The sequence below is a fragment of the Streptomyces sp. CB02959 genome (assembly GCF_002803155.1).
Taxonomy (GTDB): Bacteria; Actinomycetota; Actinomycetes; order Streptomycetales; family Streptomycetaceae; genus Streptomyces.
Window position 1 is genome coordinate 128,645 of sequence record NZ_NNBP01000024.1, and the last position, 19,638, is coordinate 148,282.

The following is a 19,638-nucleotide window of genomic DNA, read 5'->3' on the forward strand; positions in this document are numbered from 1 at the left end:
CCTCAACCCTCCGGGGCACCGCCTGCCGGCGGCTTCAGTCGCTGACCCCCACGCCGGCCGCCCTGCTGGGTCACTGCTCCCGACCTCTGCGTCGAACCTCGGCGACTGAAGCGACTCAACCTCCCGAAGTGTTCAACCGACCGCCACCGCATCTCCGCCGACTTCTGAACGACGGTCGCTTCAGTCGCTATCGCGACCGCGCCACGCCGACAGCTTGTGGGACATGTGTGACAGTCATTCGCTAGGGTGTGCTTCGCTATATTCCGAGCTTCAGTCGCTTCAGTCGCTCGCCGCAGGGCTGCACGCCTCTGACCTGCACCTTTTCGTCAGCGACCGAAGCGACTAACCGTCCCGCAGTACTGAAGGCCACCATCTCCTCGACCATGCCACCTCCGGACCCGCGCACCATCGCACATTGGTGCGCGCAAGCAAGCTGGCCGGTCCACCCCCTCGCCCCAGGACGCAAGACCCCGGCCGGCAACTGCCAGACGTGCGCCGCCTCCGGACACCGGCACACCGACTGCGCCTGCATCAGCAACGGTCGTTGGTGCCATGGCTTCCATGCCGCCACGACCGACCCCACGCTCATCGACACCTGGTGGTCGAACCACCCCGCACCCGGCGTCGGAGTCTCCTGCGGCCCCGCGGGCCTGATCGTCATCGACATCGACGCCCACCACGCCCCGGTCCCCACCCGCGACCGCCTCTGGCCCGGCGTCGCCGTCAACGACTCCGTCGACCTGACAGGGCTACAGAACGGCTTCCACACCTTGGCCGTCCTCGCCGCCCTCCGCAGCGCCCCCGACCCAGCACACGACGAGAACACCCTCCGTGTGCGCACACCCTCTGGCGGACTGCACCTGTGGTACCAAGCCGGCGCCGGACGGCAATGGCTGTGCTCCAGCGGCTCCAGCACCGGCCGTGCCCTGGCCTGGCAGGTCGACGTGCGCAGCACGGGCGGCTACATCGTCGCCCCCGGGACCACCACGACCGCGGGCACCTACACACCGCTCGGAGAATGCCGTACGCCGGCACCGCTCCCGCAATGGCTCGCCGATGAACTCACCCGCACCGGCCATCTCGACGAACCCGTGAGTGATCCTTTCCCCGCTCCCCGCAAGCCCCCCTCCCGGGCACGCCAAGCTGTCATCGACGCCGGTGGTGGCCGGGACTCGGCTGCCCGCACCCTGGAGACCGTCCTTGCCGAGGTCGCTTCTTGCAGCACCGCCCCGGCCGGCACCGGCTTCGCCGACAAGCTCAACCGCGCCGCCTACACCGCCGGTGGTCTGGCCGCGGCGGGCCTCATCGACCAACACGCCGCGCAGGAAGCCCTGCTCGCCACCGCGGCCTACGCCCGCCCTGGCCAACACCAGCGCGCCCTGAGCATCATCCGCAGCGGCATGACCGCTGGAGCCCGACAGCCTCTCTTCCCCGGAGGTCGCCCGTGAACGCCGGTGCCTTCGACCCGGTCGCGGTCGCCCGCGCCATCCTCGCGCAGTCCGCCACTAGCCTGCCCACCCAGCCCACCGCCGCTCCCGCACCGGCGACCAAGGACAACGCCCGGACCCCGTTCCAGACCACGGACGCAGGATTGCTGCCGGACTCGCTGACCGACCGGGGCATGGCCAAGACCTTCGCCCACCTCTACGCAGGTGACTACCGGCACGTCAATGGCCTGGGCTGGTACAAGTGGGCCGACTACCGCTGGGAACCCGACGAACACGACACCGTCGTGTGGGCCGCCGGCGACATGGCCGAGAACCTCGCCACCACCGACCCCACCGGCAGCTACACCGACAGTGAACTGCGTCGTGAACGCCGACGCGCGATGTCTACCTCCGGCATCAAGTCCATGCTGATGCAGGCCAAATCAGCCCACGGCATGCTCCTCGACGCCTCCCGCCTCGACGCCGACCCCTACGTCCTGTGCACCCCCGGTGGCATCGTCGACCTGCGCACCGGCCACCTCCACGCCCCCGACCCCCATCGCGACTTCCACTCCCGCGCCACCTCCACCGCCCCCCGCAACATGCCCACCCCGCGCTGGGACCGGTTCCTGACCGACACCTTCGGCAACGACGCCGAAGGCCGCGAGATGATCCAGTACCTGCACCTGCTCCTCGGGTACTCCATCACCGGCGACGTCGGCGCCCAAGTCCTCGCCTTCCTCTACGGCCTGGGCAAAAACGGTAAAAGCGTCCTACTGGACGTCATCGTCAAGCTGCTCGGCGACTACGCCGACGCCGCCCCACCCGGCTTCCTCATGGCCAAGCAGTTCGAAGGCCACCCCACCGACCTCGCCGAACTCCACGGCCGCCGCGTCATCGTCTGCTCCGAACTCAAAGCCGGCGACCGCTTCGACGAATCCCGAGTCAAACTCCTCACCGGCGGCGACATCATCAAAGCCCGCCGCATGCGACAGGACTTCTTCTCCTTCGTCCCCACCCACAAGCTCTTCCTCCTGGGCAACCACCGCCCCGAAGTCGGCACCGGCGGATTCGCGTTCTGGCGACGCATCCGCCTGGTCCCCTTCGAACGCGTCGTCCCCGACGCCCGCAAGGTCGACAACCTCGCCGACATCCTCGTCACTGAAGAAGGCTCCGGCATCCTGGCCTGGCTCATCGACGGCGCCGCCCGCTACCTCGCCGGCGAGAAGGATCTGACCGGACCCGAACGGGTACGCCTGGCCACAACGGCCTACGCGGAAACCGAGGACCACATGGGACGCTTCCTGACCGAGACCTGCAAGATCGACACCGGACTCCGGGCCGAGCAAAAGCACCTCTACCTCGCCTACACCCGCTGGTGCGAAGGCGAAGGAGCCACCCCCGTCTCCTCCCGCGCCTTCGCCGGCCGCGTCCGCGAGACCCTGGGTATGAGCTCACCCAAGGAGATGGCCACCTCCAACTCCAAGAAGTACTACCCAGGCATCGGACTCATCGCCGACATCAACGAGGAGAACGCGTGAGCGCCCTGATCGACCCCAAGGACCTCACGCACGAAACCGACCTCGTGTGGCTTGAGGACATCACCCACCTCGACTACGTCCGCCAAAGCCTCGACCGCGTCGCCAGCCGCCGCCGCCACCCCCCCTACCACCGCGACGGCCGCCTCGTCGGCTACGCCACCCTGGGCACCACCGCCAAAGCCTCCCGCGCCTCCGGCACCTTCCTACGCCGCGTCTTCTGGCTCGCCCCCCACGACCGCGACCAACAACCCGACGGCCTCTACGCCACCGCCGCACCCTCCGAAGCCGTCGACCCCCGCACCCTCCAACCCCGCGTCAAGGGATACAAAACCGAACGCTCCGAAGGCGGACCCGCCTCCGACGCCATGCGCGAAATGGGCATAACGCTCCCCAAGGTGTAGACGCTGCCCAAGGCGGCGCCCACCTTGTCGACCGGAAGCCTCAGGCTCGCAACAACAATTCCACGGGCCGAGGCAGAGGCGTACCCGCTGCCGGCAACGCATTCCGCGCGGTCAGGCGTGCGGTGACAGGCCGTCGTCCACGGAGACGTTCTGGGCTTCCAGCGTGAAGCTGGAGTTCCTGGCCTGTTCGAGGATCAGGGCGGCGAAGTCCTCCTCGACGTGCCCCGCGCCAATGGCACCCGCGACGAGCTGAGCTGTGGCGGCGGCGAGCGGCATCGGAACCTCCAACTCCCGGGCGGCAGACAGCCCCAGGTCGAAGTCCTTGCGCAGCAGCGGCATGGTGAACGTCGGCGTGAAGTCCAGGTTGACCAGCGCAGGCGACTTGTAGCGGGTGTAGAGCGAGCCCATCACAGAGTCGTTGAGGAATTCCAGGAAGGCGGAACGGCTGACACCGCCCTTCTCCGCAAGCACGGTGATCTCGGCGAGCGACTGGGTGACGACACCGAGGAACACGTTGTGCGCGATCTTGACGAGACGGGCGACCTCGCCCTCGCCGACGTAGCTCACCCCACGCCCCAGCAAGGCGAGCAACGGCTCGACTTGGTCGAACGCCTCGCGCGAGCCGGAGACCGCAATGGTCAACTTGCCCGCGGCGATCACCTTCGGGTTCCCACTCACCGGGGCGGCCAGGAAGTCGGCCCCACGCTTGGCAGCTTCCTTCCGCATCAGCGCGGACATCTGCGTGGACACCGTGGAGCTGTCGACCAGCACCCCCGGTGCGGCATCGGGCGAGGTCAGCACACCATCCGGCCCCGTGGTGACCGCCTCCAGGTCGGGCGAGGCGGAGACCATGGTGAAGACAACGTCCCGGTCGGCCAGACCGGCCGGCCGGTCGACAACGACGGCTCCCCGTTCAGCCAGCGGTTCGGCCTTGGCACGGGTCCTGTTGTAGACGGCTACGTCGTGCCCCGCGTCCAGCAGCCGGGCGGCGAGTTGGAAGCCCATACGGCCGGTACCGATCCAGCCAATGCGCGGGCGGTCCTGGGCGACATACGGCATTTCTCTACCTCGATCCTGGAAGACGGCTCGACCCGTGCAGCCCCGCAGTTCCACCGGCCGGCCCGTGGCATACGACCGACCACGTACAGCTCGCGACGGCCGCTGCATCAGGTTGCACGACAATCCGGTCCTGCCTGAAGCAGCGAGGTCGAAACCCGCCGAACCACACCCGCGCACGCGAGCACATGTGAGTCTGCGTTCACGCACGCTCGCTCGGCTTGCGGCGCACCTGTCGGCCCACCAGGGGGGACGGGGTGTCTCGCAGGGGTGCCTCGCCTTTCCTCAGCTTGCGGCGGGGCACACCCGCAGCGGCCGTCCGTCGCTCCAGGCACAGCCCTTCCCGCGACGGAGCCGACCTGGGCGAAGGCCTCGACGGCATATCGACCGCTGCCAAATACACGTCTTCTCACTGGCTAATATTTCGCTAGAACCTGCCTAAAACGAGGTAAGCTTGGAGCATGAGTGAGGGTCAGCTGGACAGTGTCGAGGCGTTGCTGGAAGAGGCGCGGCTGATGGCGTGGATGCCGTCTCCCGTCGAGCGGCTGCGCCTGCGGGAGGCGGCGGGGCTGTCGCGGGCCCAGGTCGCGGCCGCCGTCGGTGTGGGTCGGCAGACCGTCGCCAACTGGGAGTCGGGCGAGACGGACCCGCAGCCGCCCGGGCGCGGGAAGTACCTGAAGCTGCTGAAGGGTCTCGCGGAGATCCACCCCGCCTCCAGCCCCGAGGCCGCTGGACCGCACACCCCCGACGAACCGCCCACCCCGCAGCCACTGCCTTCCGCCAGGGAACTGCCGCCGACCGCGTTCCGCCCCGACGGCCTGGTGGCGCAAGGCGACCCCGAACCGTGCATCCGCTGCGGCGTGGTGACCCCGTTCAAGGCCACCGACGGCCGCTCCCTGCACCCCGGCGCGATGTGCCAGCCCCTCGCTGACACGCCCCGGGCCGCCACCCCTGTGGTCGCCCAGGTTCCGGCACTGGCCGCACCTGTACAGCCGTCCCCGACCCCGGCGCGGGTCCCGTCGCGACCGCAGCGCCGGGCCCAGTCCTCCGCCCGCGCCCAGGCCGAGACCAACACCTTGATCACCGGTGCCGTGCACGAGGAGTTGGAGCGTGCCGAGGGCGATGCGGACGTCGCGCTGCAGGCGTTGGTCAAGCGGGCGATCCCGGATGTGATGCGGCTGTTCGAGGAGACCCGGGCGACCGCGCGGTACCAGTACACGGCGTATCCGTCGCTGCCGGACATCTTGCACAAGCCGTCGAAGCGGGAGCCGGACCAGATCTGGGAGGCCCGCCCCAACTTCCACCACCCCCACTACTCCCTCAAGGCGGCCGGGGATGTGCAGGTCACGGCCCTGGACGCCAATGCCGCCTACCTCAGCGCACTGAAGTGCTGGCTGCCCATCGGCAAGTTGGAGCACCACGCGGGCAGCGACGGCGTGGATGCGAAACGTTCCGGCGTCCACCTCATCACCCCCGCACCGTGGAACCACCCGCACCTGCCCGACCCGCTCGGGGACCGTGAGGAACCCGGCGCCCTGTGGATCACCGACGCGACGTTGCGCCTGCTGCTGCGCCTGTCGGGTCCGAAGTACGGCCTGATCGAGGCGCCGACGGTGCACGAGTCGTGGACGTCGGGTGCGACGGAGAACTTCCTGGACGCCCTGCGCAAGGTCCTGGCCGCCGCTCGGGAGACGGCCCTGGCCGAGGACGACTCGATCGCCGAGGGGTACGTGAAGGCGATGTACTCGAAGTTCATCTCGACGATGGGGGAGTCGATCCACAACCGCGAGATCCAGCGGCCGGACTGGATGCACATCATCCACAGTCAGGCGTACGCGAACCTGTGGGGCAAGGCGTACAAGGCCCACCAGGCCGGTCTGGAGGTCATCGCGATGATGGGTACCGACGAACTCCACGTCGTTGGTGACTGGCGGCAGGTCTTCACCGAGGGCCGCGGCCTGACCCAGATGAAGGTCAAGCACAGTGACGCGAAAGCCTCCGGTGAGTACACCGTAGGCCGGGTGGCCCGGTAATGGCTCTGGATTCGCGGTGGCGCAGGATCGGCCACTACGGCGCCCGGGCCCTGCCCGGCTGGGTCTGCACTGCCGAAGGCATCGACCGGATGGTCACCGGCATCGAATCCCCGGTCACCTCCGAACGCGGGCTGTCCGCCCGCCTGCGCTACCTGACCGCCTCCGACGTGGGCTACGAAGCCATGGACCGCGCTGGCATCCACGTCCGCCCCCGCACCCTCATGGCGTGGTTGGCCGAGGAACGCATGCCCAGTAAGGCGAACCTCGCGCGCCTGGATGTGGCGTACTGGGACCTACGGCGTCGCAACGTGGTCGCCGACCTCAAGCGCCGCCTCGCCAACCGCGGCCGTGGCACCCGCGTCGAGATCGACCCCGCCGATCAGTCGCAGGTGGACCCCCGCCACCGCCGGGATGTGGAGACGCGTTCCATCAACGTTCGCGGTCTGATCTGGGACCGGGCCGTCGACGCGTGGATCACGCACGACGCCCGTGAACTCGAAGCGATCTGGGACGAGATCATCCAAGGCGGCCTGGGCACCGACTGGGACGCCTACACCTACGTCTCCTCCGTCGGCTGGGCCGCCTGACCACGTGTGGGATCTCAGCTTCCGTGTCCCAATCTCACGGCCGATGTCCTACCGGTGGCCATTCCTGAGACTCCGCAGGTCAGCGGCCCTGTTCTGTCGCATTGAAGCTGTCGGATTGTCGACGATCAAGTTTTTCCCCAGGTTGGGCGGTTTGAGCGTCATGTAATTCCCCATCCCGAATTCTCCTAATTGGCCATGGGTAGCGCGGAGGTCGGGATCGAGGGGCCTGGTCGTCGCGGAGCTGCTCATGTTCCTCGTTCCGTGGTTCGGATGGCCGATGGGCAGCCCGGATGGCGAGGAGAACGTTCGTCGTGGTCGACATCACCGAGATCTACGTCCACTGGTACGCAGGTCGCTCGAAGAGCGAGCTGGCCGCGTCGCTGGGGGTGGACCGCAAGACCGTCAGGAAGTACCTGGCCCCGGCGGAAGCGGCCGGGATCAGCCCGGGCGGGCCGCCGATGAGTGAGGCGGACTGGTCGAAGCTGATCAAGGAGTGGTTCCCCGGCCTCATCGACAGACGGCTCAGGCAGGTGACCTGGCCGGACATCGACCAGCACCGCGACTACATCAAGAGCCTGCTCGGGACGGTGACCGTCTCGACGATCCACCAGCGGCTGCGTGACGAGCACAAGCTGCAGGTGTCGATCTCCTCGTTCCGTCGCTGGGTGCATGCGACGCTGCCGGACGAGGTGGCGAAGTCGCAGGTCACCGTGTTGCGTGACGAGATCGAGCCCGGTTCGGAGGCTCAGATCGACTATGGCTTCCTCGGGCAGTGGATCGATCCGCGGTCCGGGAAGCGCCATCGGGTCTGGGCGTTCGTGATGGTGCTGCCGTGTTCGCGGCATATGTTCGTCCGGCCGGCGCTGCACCTGGACCAGCATGCATGGACGGAAGCGCACGTCGCGGCCTTCCGATACTTCGGCGGTGTCCCTCGTCGGCTCGTTCCGGACAACCTGAAGACCGGCGTCGACAAGCCCGACCTCTACGACCCGAAGATCAACAAGGCGTATGCGGAACTGGCCACTCACTACGGCGCGTTGGTCGATCCGGCCCGGGCGGCGAAGCCGAAAGACAAGCCGCGGGTCGAACGGCCGATGCCCTATGTCCGCGACTCGTTCTGGCGAGGGCGGGAGTTCACCTCGATCGAGCACATGCAGGCCGAGGCCGTGGCCTGGAGCCAGCAGGTCGCCGGGCGACGGAAGTGCCGGCCACTGGGCGGGGCCGCCCCGATGGCCGTGTTCGACGCGTTGGAGGCGGCTGAGCTGCTGCCTCTGCCGCCGACTCCGTTTGTGCTGGCCCGCTGGTCGACGGCCACGGTCGGCCCGGACATCCACATCAAGGTCGGCCGCACCCTCTACTCGGTGCCGTGGAAGCTGATCGGCCGAAAGGTCGACGTCCGCTCGACCGCCACGATGGTCCAGGTCTTCCACGACGGTTCCCTGGTCAAGACCCACACCGCTCTTGACCAGGGAAAACGCACCGACAAGAGCGATTATCCGCCAGAGAAGATCGCCTTCCAGATGCGGACGCCGGTCTGGTGCCGCAGCCAGGCGTCCGAGATCGGTGACGCCTGCCGCGAGGTCGTCGACCAGCTGCTGGAGGTCAACGTCCTCTATCGGCTCCGCGCTGCCCAGGGGGTGCTCGGGTTGCGAAAGAAGTACGGCGACACACGGCTGGAGGCTGCCTGCGCGAGGGCCATCGCGGTCGGCGACCCGTCCTACCGCACCATCAAGGGCATCCTCATCGCCGGCACCGAGGCCGATCCTGAGCCCGAGACCAGCGGAGACGCGGGGGCCGCGGCATTCCTCCACGGTCCCGCCCGGCTCTTCGCCACCGTCGCGACCCCCGACACGACGGATGACGACCACGACGACCAGGTTCACGACGAAGCCGAGGTGGAAGCCCGATGACTGTGATGGATGCCGCCCTGCGGGAGTCGCTCAAGGCTCTGCGACTGTCCGGCATGCTGGAAACCCTGGACGCCCGCCTGGCCCAGGCCCATGGCGGCGAGCTCGGCCACCTCGACTTCCTCCAGGTCCTCTGCCAGGACGAGATCACCCGTCGCGAGACCGTCGCGTTCCAACGGCGCTTGCAGCGGGCGAAGTTCGAGCAGCAGGTCACCCTGGAGGAGTTCGACTTCACCGCCTCCTCGAAACTGCCCGCCGCCCAGATCCGCGACCTAGGAGCCCTGCGCTGGCTCCATGCCGGCGAGTCGGTCATCCTCTTCGGCCCCGTCGGCGTCGGGAAGACCCACATCGCCCAGGCTCTCGGCCACCTCGCCGTCCGCCAGGGCGCCCATGTGCGCTTCGCCAAGACCAGCCGCGTCCTCGCCGACCTCGCCGGCGGCCACGCGGACCGCACCTGGGAGAAACGCGTCCGCGAACTCGTTCGCCCCGACGTCCTCATCCTCGACGACTTCGCCATGCGTCAGCTGTCCGCAGCCCAGGCCGACGACCTCTACGAGCTTGTCTCCGAGCGGCAGGGACGCTCGCTGATCATCACCAGCAACAGGGCGCCCAGCGACTGGTATCCCCTCTTCCCCAACCCCGTCGTCGCCGAGTCCCTCCTGGACCGGCTCATCAACACCAGCCACCAGGTGATCATGAACGGGCCCAGCTACCGCCCGAACAAGCGGCCCAGGAACCCCACCGACAAGACTAAGTAGGAAGAACCGGTGGACGTCGTCGGGATACTTGGCAGTAGAGGCGGTCGCTGGCGGTCCTTCATCCGGACGCGGCGTTTCGGCAATCAGTTTGGATGGCTGTGCCTAAAAGCGCTCCGCAGTGAACGCGCGTTTGCCGGCCGCGGCCCCCATCGGGGCCGGTGGGGCGCCGGTGGAGTAGGGACCCTACGTCGGTGCGGCGTATCGCGGTTGCCCACGAAATCCGGTGGAGTCTCAGCGGCCGGAAGTGGTTGGGTCCTGCTCAATGCTTCGCTGACACGGCCCGGCACAGTGCGAGGCACAAGGTCCGAATCGCAGGCGCGGTCTAGCCCGCGTGTCGTCGAGTGATGGAGGTATCGCGGTGGCTGGTTATGGGGCGCTCTCCGACGTATACGAGTGGCTGATCGGGGACGACAGGCTGACCCCCGCCAACGCAGCCGCGGTCTACTACAGCGATGTCGTGGGCTCTCTGCCGCCCAACGCGCGCGTCCTCGACTGCGCGTGTGGAACCGGCCAGCTCGCCGTCGGTCTCGCGAGTCTTGGCCTTGACGTGGTCGCCGCAGACGCCAGTGATGGGATGGTTCGCCGGACCGAGAAGGTCGCCGACGAGCAGGGTGTCTCGCTTCGAGCCCTCCGCGCGAGTTGGGACGAGCTGCCCGACCACCTGGAGGACTCCACGTTCGATCTGGTGTTCTGCGTCGGCAATTCGCTCGGGCACGCCGAAGGCGCAGCCGGGCGCCTGACCGCACTGGAAGCAATGTCGCGGCTGCTGAATCCGGGTGGACGCCTTGTGCTCCACTCACGCAACTGGGAGCTCGTGCGATCCGCCGGCTCACGGGTAGACGTCCGCGATCGACTCATCCGCCGCAACGACCGCGATGCGGTCGTCAGCTACTACTGGCAGATCGAGCAGCGCTGGGAGCAGGAACACTTCCTTGAGATCGTGGTCGCCCAGATCGAGCCGGATGGGGCAGTGCGAGCCTGCTCGGAGCGGTTGTCCATCTGGCCCTACCGGTACGAGGACCTCGTGGCGCAGTTGCGCAGTGTCGGGCTCACGGTGCAGTCCACCACCTTCGACCCCGAGAGCGATGGATACCTGGTGGTCGCCAGCCGCGACCAGGCGCGAGGCACGTCTGAGCCTGCGCGCTGATCCGCCTTTCGCCGTTGTCGCTGCCGACCTGCCGACAGACGAAGCAGAGGCCGCCTCCTTGATCGGCAACGGCTCAGACAAGATCGTCGGTGGCTCGAAGAAGTACGTACTGGGGCGCTTCAATGACCTGCGCGAGTTCTACCGGGGTGCATCCCAACGGCAGCTTCTCGTCGTGCTCTGGTGGGACTGACACGAACCGCCTCATCGTCGGCTCGCGTCAGCAGCTGGGGAATTACGTGAACTTCCGCATGAGGAATTACGTGAGCGTTCACACGGATTCCCACTCGTTCTCGTTCGTGCTGGCGGATTCTCATTGCGGTACACGCAAAAATCGCGACAGGGGGTGTGTCGTGGTTCGTCGGTATCTTGGCTTCGCGGCGATCGGACAGCCCGATCGGCCATGTCACGAAGGAGCGTCAAGTGGGGTCTCAGGTCAATCCGTGCATCACGTTCAACGGCAACGCGCGGCAGGCGATGGAGTTTTACCGGGAGGTCTTCGGTGGCGAGTTGGAGTTGGGAACTGTGGCGGACTTCGGCTCACCGGACTCGCCCAACGCCGACAAGGTCATGCACTCTCGTTTGGACACTCCCGCCGGCTATACGCTGATGGCATGGGACTATCCCGATGACAGGCCCGGCCACCCGCCCTATCGGCCAGGCAACAATGTCGCGGTCTTCCTCGACGGCGACGACCGGGGGCTTCGCGACTACTTCGAGAAGCTGTCCGTCGGTGGCACCGTCACGCTGCCTCTGGAAAAGCAGGTGTGGGGCGACGAGGCGGGCTCGCTGGTTGACCAGTTCGGGATCAGCTGGATGTTCAACATCACCGCCCAGCACCGCTGATCGGCGACCGAGTCTCCTATCCTAGTAGGACTCGGGATTCGCCCGGATCTACACCACCCTCGGAACCCAGGACCCTCTCTACCGACGGTTCTGTCTCTATCGCGAACGAGACTTCCGCGAAAGCCACATCGTTTGAGAAAACCGGACTCCTGTGATCTCAAACGATCTGGCACCCCAGCAGGTCAGAGGCTCGCCACCTGACAGGCTCACTGCGACAGGACAGGCCCAGCCCGGGACGCGATCCCCGAGGATTCGGACACGGCCGTGAGACTGGGCAGCCGGACACGGCGTGAGACAGCGCGTGAACCCGCAGGTCACGGCGGCGCTCCCGGACACGAGCGGCGAGACCCTACACACGCCGACCAGGCCCGCCACGTTCCTGCCCAAGGCCGTTGTCAGTGGGGAGTGCCATGGTGGCCGGGTGATTACCCAAAAGCTGGCCATGCGGTTCTTGGTCGATGAGACCACCAACTGCTCGATCCCGCTGGCTCCACAGCGATTCCGTGTTCAGCGCTTCAGCGAACACGACTTCGTCCACTTCGGGCACGTGCGGGTGCGCGCCTACAAGCACGCCAACCGGTGGAGGTTTCACGAACCGGATGTTCGCAAGGCCGGGCGCACGATCGCCGCGCTGCCGTGGGACCCCGACGACCTTGTCGACCCCCGGCTCGGCGACCACGTCCAGCCGGAGACAGCTTCAGCATTCACCGGTTGGCGGCACTCGATCCGTCGCACAATCCAAGGCGCGGCCTATGCAGCCGGCGTCCTTCGCCGTGATCCCCAACTCCCGGTACAGGCCCTCCAGGACGCCCTGCGCGGTGCTGCTGGTGCTCTGTCTCTGCTCGACGGTCATGTCTCGGCTCTCCCAGAGGACGACGGTCCGCGTCCGGCGCGGTAGCCGCCCCCTTGCGGCGGCCTCCACCACAACAGCCGATCCGCTTGCCCACCGTCCAATATCAGTTCACCGCATCACTGATATCCCCGGCCATATGAGACCAGGCGACGCCCCGGAAACATCCCCCGTCGTATCGATCCGTCGCCCGACGAATATGGGACCGTGCAGCTGCCCTCCGGGTTATCCGGCCACCGGAACGAGGCAGCGCGGTACCGAGTGAGGCAAGCTGAAGATGGCCTGGGCAGACCTCCCGCGGTGGCATGACCAGTGGGATGCGGATGATCATCTCGCCTGTTGAACTCTGCCATCGGGAATGGCACCCGGAACCGACGCAACGAGGCAGGACGCCATGACATTGGTCTTCATCCGCCACACTGACGCCGAACGCTACGAACTACGCCCCCGAGGCGCAGCAACCGTCCACGTGCTCCGCGGCGTCCCCGACGGCCGTCTCCTCCCGCAGGGGTACAAGCTGCGCTTCACCCTCGCCGCCAACCCTGCCGGTACCTCGCCACTGGCAGTGATCGCCCGCAAGAACGGCGGTCACCTGGCCGTGCTCACGCCGGATCACGAGCACTTGGCCGAACTACGCCTGCCACCACGGAAGAAGCGGTGGCGTCCCACATACGAGATCCACCTATCGGACGGCATCGTGCTGCGTGGACGGGAAGGGACAGCGCCATCGCTGCTCCTGTGCCTGGTGCTGCTGCCGTTCACCCTGCTGTACATGGTTGCCCTGGCACTCACTGACTCCCCCGCCGGCACCACCACTGCCCCCCTGCGGACGGCCTGGAAGCAACCGGGCAAACCCGTCAGCCGGGCGGCCCTGACCGAGTCCGCACGTGGCCGGTTCCGGGTTGGCGGCGAAGGGCTCGACTACCGGGTCGCCTACGCACAGGCGGTGGCGAAGTACTGGGAGCGCTGACGGGTGCGTCCGGGGGCAAGTGGGAGGGCTGCTATTCGACGAGGGTTTGGGTGCCGATGACGGCGAGGAGTTCGAGGCGTTCGGCGTCCTGGCTGCCGGGCTCGGCCGTGTAGATCATGATGCGCAGGTCGCTGCCCGCGACGCTGAGCACGTCGCAATCCAGCGTCACGGCACCCACCTGGGGGTGGTCGATGGTCTTGCGGGAGGCTTCGTGCCGGCCTACGGCTCCGGAGTCCCACAGCTCAGCGAACCGGTCACTGTTCGCGCGCAGTTCTGCGATCAGGTGCCGCAGCGGCTGGTCCGCCGGGTAACGGCGCGCTGCCGCGCGCGGGTCGGCGACGACTGCGGTCTCCAACGCGCATCGGGACTGAGACGTGTGGCGGACGCGGCCGCCCGAGCTGAGGAAGGCGCGCCAGGCGCCGTTGCGCTCCCGCCCGTGCCGCTCGCCCATCAGCGCGGTGTACAGGGGGTTGGTCAGCAGCAGCGTCCACGAAGCGTCGGAGACCGCGACGGGCGTCCCGGTCAGCCTGTCCAGCATCCGGTGCACGCTCGGCGTGATGTACGCGGGCACTGTGCCCTGCCCCGGCGGTACGAGCCCGGCGGCATGGAACAAGTACTCCCGCTCGCCTGCGGACAGGCGCAGAGCCCGCCCGAGGGCCTCGACGACCTGCTCCGACGGGTTGGTCGCCCGACCCTGCTCCAGGCGGGTCACGTAATCGACCGAGATCCCCGCCAGCAGGGCCAGCTCCTCACGGCGCAGCCCGGCAGCGCGCCGATGACCACCCACGGGCAGTCCCGCGGCCGCCGGGGAGACCCGGTCGCGCCAGCGCCGTACCGTGCGCCCGAACTCCGTGCTCGCCATGCCACCACTGTGCACCAGCCGCACACGGTCTTCCTGGTACCGACTGTCCCAGGAAGACAGGACTCCTGGCTGCCACAACGTCGCCTGGCGGACGGTGCGCAAGGCCCTGGACTCGGCCTGGCCGGAGCCGCGCAATCCGCTGCCGCCGCGGCCGTCGGGGCTGGATCCGTACAAGGTGGTGATCGACGGGATCCTGAGGGCGGACCTGGACGCGCCGCGCAAGCAGCGGCACACGGTCACCCGGATCTTTCACCGGCCGGTCGAGGAACACGGCGCGAACGTGTCGTATCCGATGGTCAGGCGGTATGTCGCCGACCGGAAGCCGCAGATCGGGCTCTCACAACATCTGCTCAATCTGCCGCGTCATCGGCACCAGCCCGGATGCCTCATGGAAAGACCGGGCTGGTGTGTTGAAGCACCACACGTTCGTGATCAGCCGTCGGAGCCAGTCACCAGCAGGTCGGCGGTGGCGTGGGTGAACTCCAGGAACTGCTGGCCGACTCGGACCGCGGCCGGTGTGCCCGCACCGGTTGTGCCCGTGTCCGGGGTGTTGCTGCCTGCGCGCAGGGCGAGGAAGACCGCGACGACGCCGGTGCTGAAGGCTGCGGCGAGTGCGGCGGAGCGCAGGCTCCGGTTGAGGCCAGGGGGAGCGTGGACATGGGTCCACCGTGCCCGGTGTTTGATGAGATGAAGACGAGGGGGCCTGGCCGCGGGAAGTGGGCCTGGCCTGACCGGGCCGTGTCAGCCGCCCGTGTGCTGGGGCAGGAGCAGCTCGGCCAGTAGGCCGCCGCCATGTGCCGGGGAGAGCTGGGCGGTGCCGCCGTGGAGTTCGGCGACCCAGCGGACGATGGCAAGGCCCGTGCCGGTCCCGGTGCTCGCGGCTCCGGTGACGTGGCGTTCGAATACGCGTGTGCGGTCTTTGGACGGTACGCCGGGGCCGTGGTCTCGCACCGCCACCCGGCCGGTGGTGACGGTCACCTCGACCGGAGTGCCGCCGCCGTGCCGCAGTGCGTTCTCCACGAGGTTGCGGACCGCTTGGGCGAGGAGTTCGGGGTCGCCGCCTACGATGGCGGCCTCGGTGGTGACCGTGACGCCGGTGCGGTCCGGCAGTTCCTCAACGGTCTGTTCGACCAGCTGGTCGAGCCGCAGCGGGGTGAGTTCGACATCCTGGGTACCGGCCTCGACCCGGGCCCGGGCCAGCAGCCCGGTGACCAGCCGGCCCAGCCGGTCGATGAGCCGGACCGCCTCGTCCAGGGCGATGGGGGCGCGGGCGGGCGAGGTCCTGCCGCTTTCGACCGCCAGGCGCAGGGTGGCCAGCGGCGTGCGCAGTTCGTGGGCGGCCTCGGCGAGGAACTGCTCTTGTTGTTCGAGTCCGCGTAGCGCGGGGCGCATCGCCCGTCCGGACAGGAGGTGTCCCACTGCGGCGGCGGCCAGCACCAGGGCCGTGCAGCCCACGGCCAGCCAGCGAATCAGCCGGTTGTGGGCGGTCCGGCTCTGGGCGGGGTCGGCGCCGACCAGCACGGCTGCGCCGATGGTGTCGTCGTCCCAGACGGGGGCGGCGGCCCACTGGATTTCTCGGCCGTCGACCTCGGCACCGACCAGAACGGTCTCCTGGTCGTGTCGGACCTGCTGCCAGATCTCGTCGAGCGCTTCCCGGTCGGGCAGAGCGGTCGGGGAGGTGCGTGCGGAGCGGATCCGCAGCGGGGAGTGTCCGGATGCTTGCAGGACGCCGAGCCGTTCGGCGCTGCGGGCCAGGTCGTCGTCTCGCAGCGCCTGCAGGTGCAGGGTGCCGCCGTCGTAGTACACGGTGCGGGCGAGGCCGTCGGCCCGGTGGCTGACGTCGTTGTCGAGATCGTTCGTCCGGGAGCGGCCGTCGGTGCGAACGGCCAGGACGGCGAGGACCAGCAGGCAGGCGGCGGTGGTCGCGGCGAAGAGCAGGGTCATCGCCCACCGGACGCGGTGCAGGCGCGCGAGGGCGGGAGGGGGCGGCATCACACGTCCGCGGCCGGGTCGGCGATCCGGTACCCGGCGCCGCGCACGGTGGAGATGAGTTCGGGCGGGCCCAGTTTGCGGCGCAGTTGGCCTATGAGGACGTCGACCACGTTGGAGAGTGGTTCGTTCTGCTCGTCCCAGCAGCGTTCGATGAGTTCGGTGCGGGTGACCACCTCGCCCGCGCGCAGCATCAGGACCTCCAGGACCGCGAACTCCTTCGCGGTGAGGGTGAGCAGGACACCGTCTCGTCGTACCCGGCGCCGTGGCAGGTCGAGCTCCAGGCTGCCGACGCGCAGCTCGGGCAGCCGCGCGGGCTGACCGCGGCGGCACAGGGTGCGGACCCGGGCGCCGAGCTCGGCAAGGGCGAAGGGCTTGACGAGGTAGTCGTCGGCGCCGTGCTCGAAGCCGGCCACCCGGTCGCTGACCGCGTCCAGGGCGGTGAGCAGGAGGACGGGGAGGGGGGAGCCGGCCTTGCGCTGGGCGGCGAGGAGGGTGAGCGCGTCCCCGTCGGGCAGGGTGCGATCCGCGACCAGGCAGTCGTAGGTGTTGACCGCGAGCTTGAAGTCGGCGTCGGCGAGATCGGTGGCGAAGTCGACGGCGAAGCCTGCCTCACGCAGACCGCTGGTGATCACAGCGCCGAGTTCGGGATCGTCCTCAAGGACAAGTACACGCATGACGGCGGAGCCTACTGGCTCGAAAAGACCACGAACGCGGGGGCAGCGGCGATGGCGGTGTCATGCGCGACTGTCGGCACCGCTCGTGGCGTCGCCCTGCCGTGAGCCAGGGCGTATGCGGATGGGCCGGAGCGGCGAGGCTTCCTCACGATCTCCTCATGAACCCGCTGGCAATGTGCGGGCATGGCAAAAATACGTACCGGCGTCATCGGCGTCACTGCCGGGGGCTTGGCAGCCACCACCCTGGCTGTCTACTGCATCCAGTCCGCTCCGGGGGCGGACGCCCTGGTGGCGGGGCCACCGCATGCCGTGGTGCGCGTCGACCAGGTCGGCTACGCGCCCGGCGAGGCCAAGCAGGCGTACCTTATGTCCGTCGAACCCGTCTCGGACGCGTCCTTCCAGGTGCGCGACGCCGATGGCAACGAGGTACTGAGCGGCAGGGTCGGGGCCTCCACCGGAGGGTGGAACAACACCTACAAGGCCGTTCAGACGCTGGACCTGTCCCGTCTGACCGAACCCGGCGACTACCGGGTGGAGGTCTCCGGCCCGGTCACCGCGGAATCCCCGACGTTCCACATCGCACCCGCCGGCGAACTGTTCGGCAAACTCATCCAGGACAACGTCCGCTTCTTCCAGGCCCAGCGCGACGGAGCCGACGTCGTCCCCACCGCACTGCAGCGCAAGCCCTCCCACCTGGCGGACCGCCAGGCCACCGTCTACGACACCCCCGCCTACGACGCGGACGAGAGGGTCCTGACCGCACCCCTCAAGCCGGTCGGCGGTCCGATCGACGTCTCCGGCGGCTGGAACGACGCCGGAGACTTTCTCAAGTTCACCCACACCGCCTCCTACTCCACCGCCAGTCTCCTGTTCGCGCAGCGGACCACACCCGCCGGCGGCAAGGAGCTGGCCACCGAGGCGCGCCACGGACTGGACTGGCTCGACAAGATGTGGGACGACGAGTCCCGCACCCTCTACGTCCAGGTCGGCCTCGGCAAGGGCGACACGGATGACGGCAGCGGCAAGATCCGCTCCGATCACGACGACTGGCGCCTGCCCGAGGCCGACGACGCCCTGGAGGTCGAGCCCGGCGACCCGAACTACCTGATCAAGCACCGGCCGGTCTTCCGCGCAGCACCCCCCGGACAACCGATCAGCCCCAACCTCGCCGGGCGCGTCGCCGCCACCTTCGCCCTGGCCGCTCAGCTCGATGCGGCCGACAACCCCGAGCGGGCGCACCAGGAACTGGAGAAGGCCGCCCACATCTACGCCCTCGCCGACACCACCCCCGGCGACCAGCTGGTCACCGCCTTCCCGCACGGCTTCTACCCGGAGGCGTCCTGGCAGGACGACATGGAATTCGGCGCCACCGAGATGGCCCTCGCGGGGAAGGCCCTCGACGACAGCCGAACCGCCGACTGGACCGGGCAGGCCGGCCACTGGGCCAAGCAGTACCTGGCCTCGGACACCCTGGGCACCCTCGGGCTCGGCGATGTCAGCGCACTGGCGCACGCCGACCTCGCCGAACTCCTCGACGCCGACGCCCCGGGGACCGAGGTGACCCGCGGCCAGCTCGCCGACGATCTCAAGCGGCAGCTCGACGACGGCAGTTCCCGTGCGGCCCGCGACCCCTTCCGGGCCGGAGCCGTCTACACCGACTTCGACTCCGTGCCCCATGCCTTCGGCCTGGCCGCCACCGCCCAGCTGTATCACCGTGTGACCGGGGACTCCCACTACGACGCCTTCGCCACCCAGCAGCGCAACTGGACCCTGGGCGCCAACGCATGGGGCTCCTCCTTCGTCATCGGTGCCGGGACCACCTTCCCGCACTGCCCCGAACACCAGCCGGCCAACCTCGCCGGCGCTCTCGACGGCGACGGCGACATCCTCCGCGGTGGCGTCGTCAACGGCCCCAACGCGGCAGAAAAGCTCAAGGACCTCAACTCCTTCCCCACCATGCGAAAGTGCCCGACCGCACAGGGCAATCCCTTCGCCGCCTTCGACGGCCACGGCGGCGGCTTCATGGACCACGTGGGCGCCTGGCAGACGGTCGAATCGGCCGACGACTTCACCGCCACAGCCCTGCTCTCCTTCACCCTCTCCGCCGCCCCACAGAGCGCCGAGACCGACCCCAGCTGACGTCACAACGGCACACAAGGGCACCACTCCGCTCATCACGGCATCGCCGCTGACAGCGGGTCTGCCGGTCGGCCGAGTCGTCCCTTCGTTGGCGGCCCGCCCCACGCAAAGCACGTCGCGATGGCCACCCCGGACCGCGGGGACGGCCATCGCGCCGTCGGATGGTGTCCCGACGGCGCAGCCTGCGCACGGTCAGCCCCTGGCCTCGGCAAGCCGGCCCACCTCCCAGGTTGCAGAAGTGGTCATGGACGCTTGGTGGAGGATCGCGTTCACGATCCCCCGCATCTCGTACTCGCTCTCGTGCCCGCTGACCGAAGGGTGCTCCGCCTTCCCTGCGGTGATGGCCGACCGGATCAACTCCCAGGCAGCATCCGACAGGACACTCGGGTAAGCAGGACGTCCCCCAGCACGCCGCAGCGGCAGTGCACCGCAGGCCCGGAACCGGACAACC

General features: G+C 68.6%; 17 protein-coding genes. 13 read left to right on the top strand and 4 right to left on the bottom strand.

The window, feature by feature from the left end:
• The first annotated feature begins 383 nt into the window (after positions 1–383).
• Genes CG747_RS32925 through CG747_RS48330 form a run of 3 tightly spaced genes read left to right on the top strand, consistent with a single transcriptional unit; the run spans position 384 to position 3,369 of the window.
• A complete protein-coding gene (locus CG747_RS32925; RefSeq protein ID WP_100605513.1) occupies positions 384–1,448 on the top strand; it encodes a bifunctional DNA primase/polymerase in 1,065 nt (354 codons plus the stop codon).
• Entirely contained in the window at positions 1,445–2,968 is a 1,524-nt protein-coding gene (locus CG747_RS32930; RefSeq protein WP_100605514.1) for a phage/plasmid primase, P4 family, read from the top strand. The genes CG747_RS32925 and CG747_RS32930 overlap by 4 nt, the downstream gene beginning before the upstream one ends.
• Positions 2,965–3,369, top strand: a complete 405-nt coding sequence (locus CG747_RS48330) for a DUF6009 family protein (protein WP_180985799.1) — start codon at positions 2,965–2,967, stop codon at positions 3,367–3,369. Before CG747_RS32930 ends, CG747_RS48330 begins: the two co-directional genes overlap by 4 nt.
• A gap of 111 nt (positions 3,370–3,480) precedes the next feature.
• Here CG747_RS48330 and CG747_RS32940 read toward each other — a convergent pair whose 3' ends face one another.
• Positions 3,481–4,428: an NAD(P)-dependent oxidoreductase gene (locus tag CG747_RS32940; protein ID WP_100605515.1), complete on the bottom strand. Its 948-nt coding sequence runs from the start codon at positions 4,426–4,428 to the stop codon at positions 3,481–3,483.
• A gap of 458 nt (positions 4,429–4,886) precedes the next feature.
• On the opposite strand from CG747_RS32940, the gene CG747_RS32945 reads away from it, so the two are divergent.
• From CG747_RS32945 to CG747_RS32990, 9 genes are all read left to right on the top strand, one after another.
• Entirely contained in the window at positions 4,887–6,458 is a 1,572-nt protein-coding gene (locus CG747_RS32945; protein ID WP_100605516.1) for a helix-turn-helix transcriptional regulator, read from the top strand.
• Positions 6,458–7,045 (top strand): transcriptional regulator, encoded by a 588-nt coding sequence (locus CG747_RS32950; protein WP_100605517.1) that lies wholly within the window; start codon positions 6,458–6,460, stop codon positions 7,043–7,045. Before CG747_RS32945 ends, CG747_RS32950 begins: the two co-directional genes overlap by 1 nt.
• 311 nt (positions 7,046–7,356) lie before the next feature.
• A complete protein-coding gene (gene istA, locus CG747_RS32955; protein WP_100605518.1) occupies positions 7,357–8,955 on the top strand; it encodes an IS21 family transposase in 1,599 nt (532 codons plus the stop codon).
• On the top strand, positions 8,952–9,710 hold the full coding sequence (gene istB / locus CG747_RS32960; RefSeq protein WP_093796906.1) for an IS21-like element helper ATPase IstB: 759 nt from the start codon (positions 8,952–8,954) through the stop codon (positions 9,708–9,710). Before istA ends, istB begins: the two co-directional genes overlap by 4 nt.
• Before the next feature lie 358 nt (positions 9,711–10,068).
• Positions 10,069–10,857 carry a class I SAM-dependent methyltransferase gene (locus CG747_RS32970; protein ID WP_100605520.1) on the top strand — a complete coding sequence of 263 codons (789 nt, stop codon included), beginning with the start codon at positions 10,069–10,071 and terminating at the stop codon, positions 10,855–10,857.
• 58 nt (positions 10,858–10,915) lie between these two features.
• The gene (locus tag CG747_RS49950) at positions 10,916–11,047 is read left to right on the top strand and encodes a hypothetical protein (RefSeq protein WP_257980908.1); all 132 of its coding nucleotides are present in this window, start codon (positions 10,916–10,918) and stop codon (positions 11,045–11,047) included.
• A gap of 230 nt (positions 11,048–11,277) precedes the next feature.
• Positions 11,278–11,700, top strand: coding sequence for a VOC family protein (locus tag CG747_RS32980; protein WP_100605521.1), 423 nt, complete (start codon positions 11,278–11,280; stop codon positions 11,698–11,700).
• A 301-nt stretch (positions 11,701–12,001) separates the two neighbouring features.
• Positions 12,002–12,598: a hypothetical protein gene (locus CG747_RS32985; protein ID WP_100605522.1), complete on the top strand. Its 597-nt coding sequence runs from the start codon at positions 12,002–12,004 to the stop codon at positions 12,596–12,598.
• 346 nt (positions 12,599–12,944) lie between these two features.
• Complete coding sequence (locus CG747_RS32990; protein ID WP_100605523.1) at positions 12,945–13,520, top strand: hypothetical protein; 576 nt, start codon at positions 12,945–12,947, stop codon at positions 13,518–13,520.
• 31 nt (positions 13,521–13,551) lie between these two features.
• Here CG747_RS32990 and CG747_RS32995 read toward each other — a convergent pair whose 3' ends face one another.
• From CG747_RS32995 to CG747_RS33010, 3 genes are all read right to left on the bottom strand, one after another.
• On the bottom strand, positions 13,552–14,382 hold the full coding sequence (locus CG747_RS32995) for a helix-turn-helix transcriptional regulator (protein ID WP_100605524.1): 831 nt from the start codon (positions 14,380–14,382) through the stop codon (positions 13,552–13,554).
• A gap of 741 nt (positions 14,383–15,123) precedes the next feature.
• Entirely contained in the window at positions 15,124–16,374 is a 1,251-nt protein-coding gene (locus tag CG747_RS33005) for a HAMP domain-containing sensor histidine kinase (RefSeq protein ID WP_100605525.1), read from the bottom strand.
• A complete protein-coding gene (locus CG747_RS33010; protein WP_100605526.1) occupies positions 16,374–17,048 on the bottom strand; it encodes a response regulator transcription factor in 675 nt (224 codons plus the stop codon). Before CG747_RS33010 ends, CG747_RS33005 begins: the two co-directional genes overlap by 1 nt.
• 183 nt (positions 17,049–17,231) lie before the next feature.
• Between CG747_RS33010 and CG747_RS33015 the strand changes: the two genes are divergently transcribed.
• Positions 17,232–19,187: a glycoside hydrolase family 9 protein gene (locus tag CG747_RS33015; protein ID WP_100605527.1), complete on the top strand. Its 1,956-nt coding sequence runs from the start codon at positions 17,232–17,234 to the stop codon at positions 19,185–19,187.
• Positions 19,188–19,638: the final 451 nt, after the last annotated feature.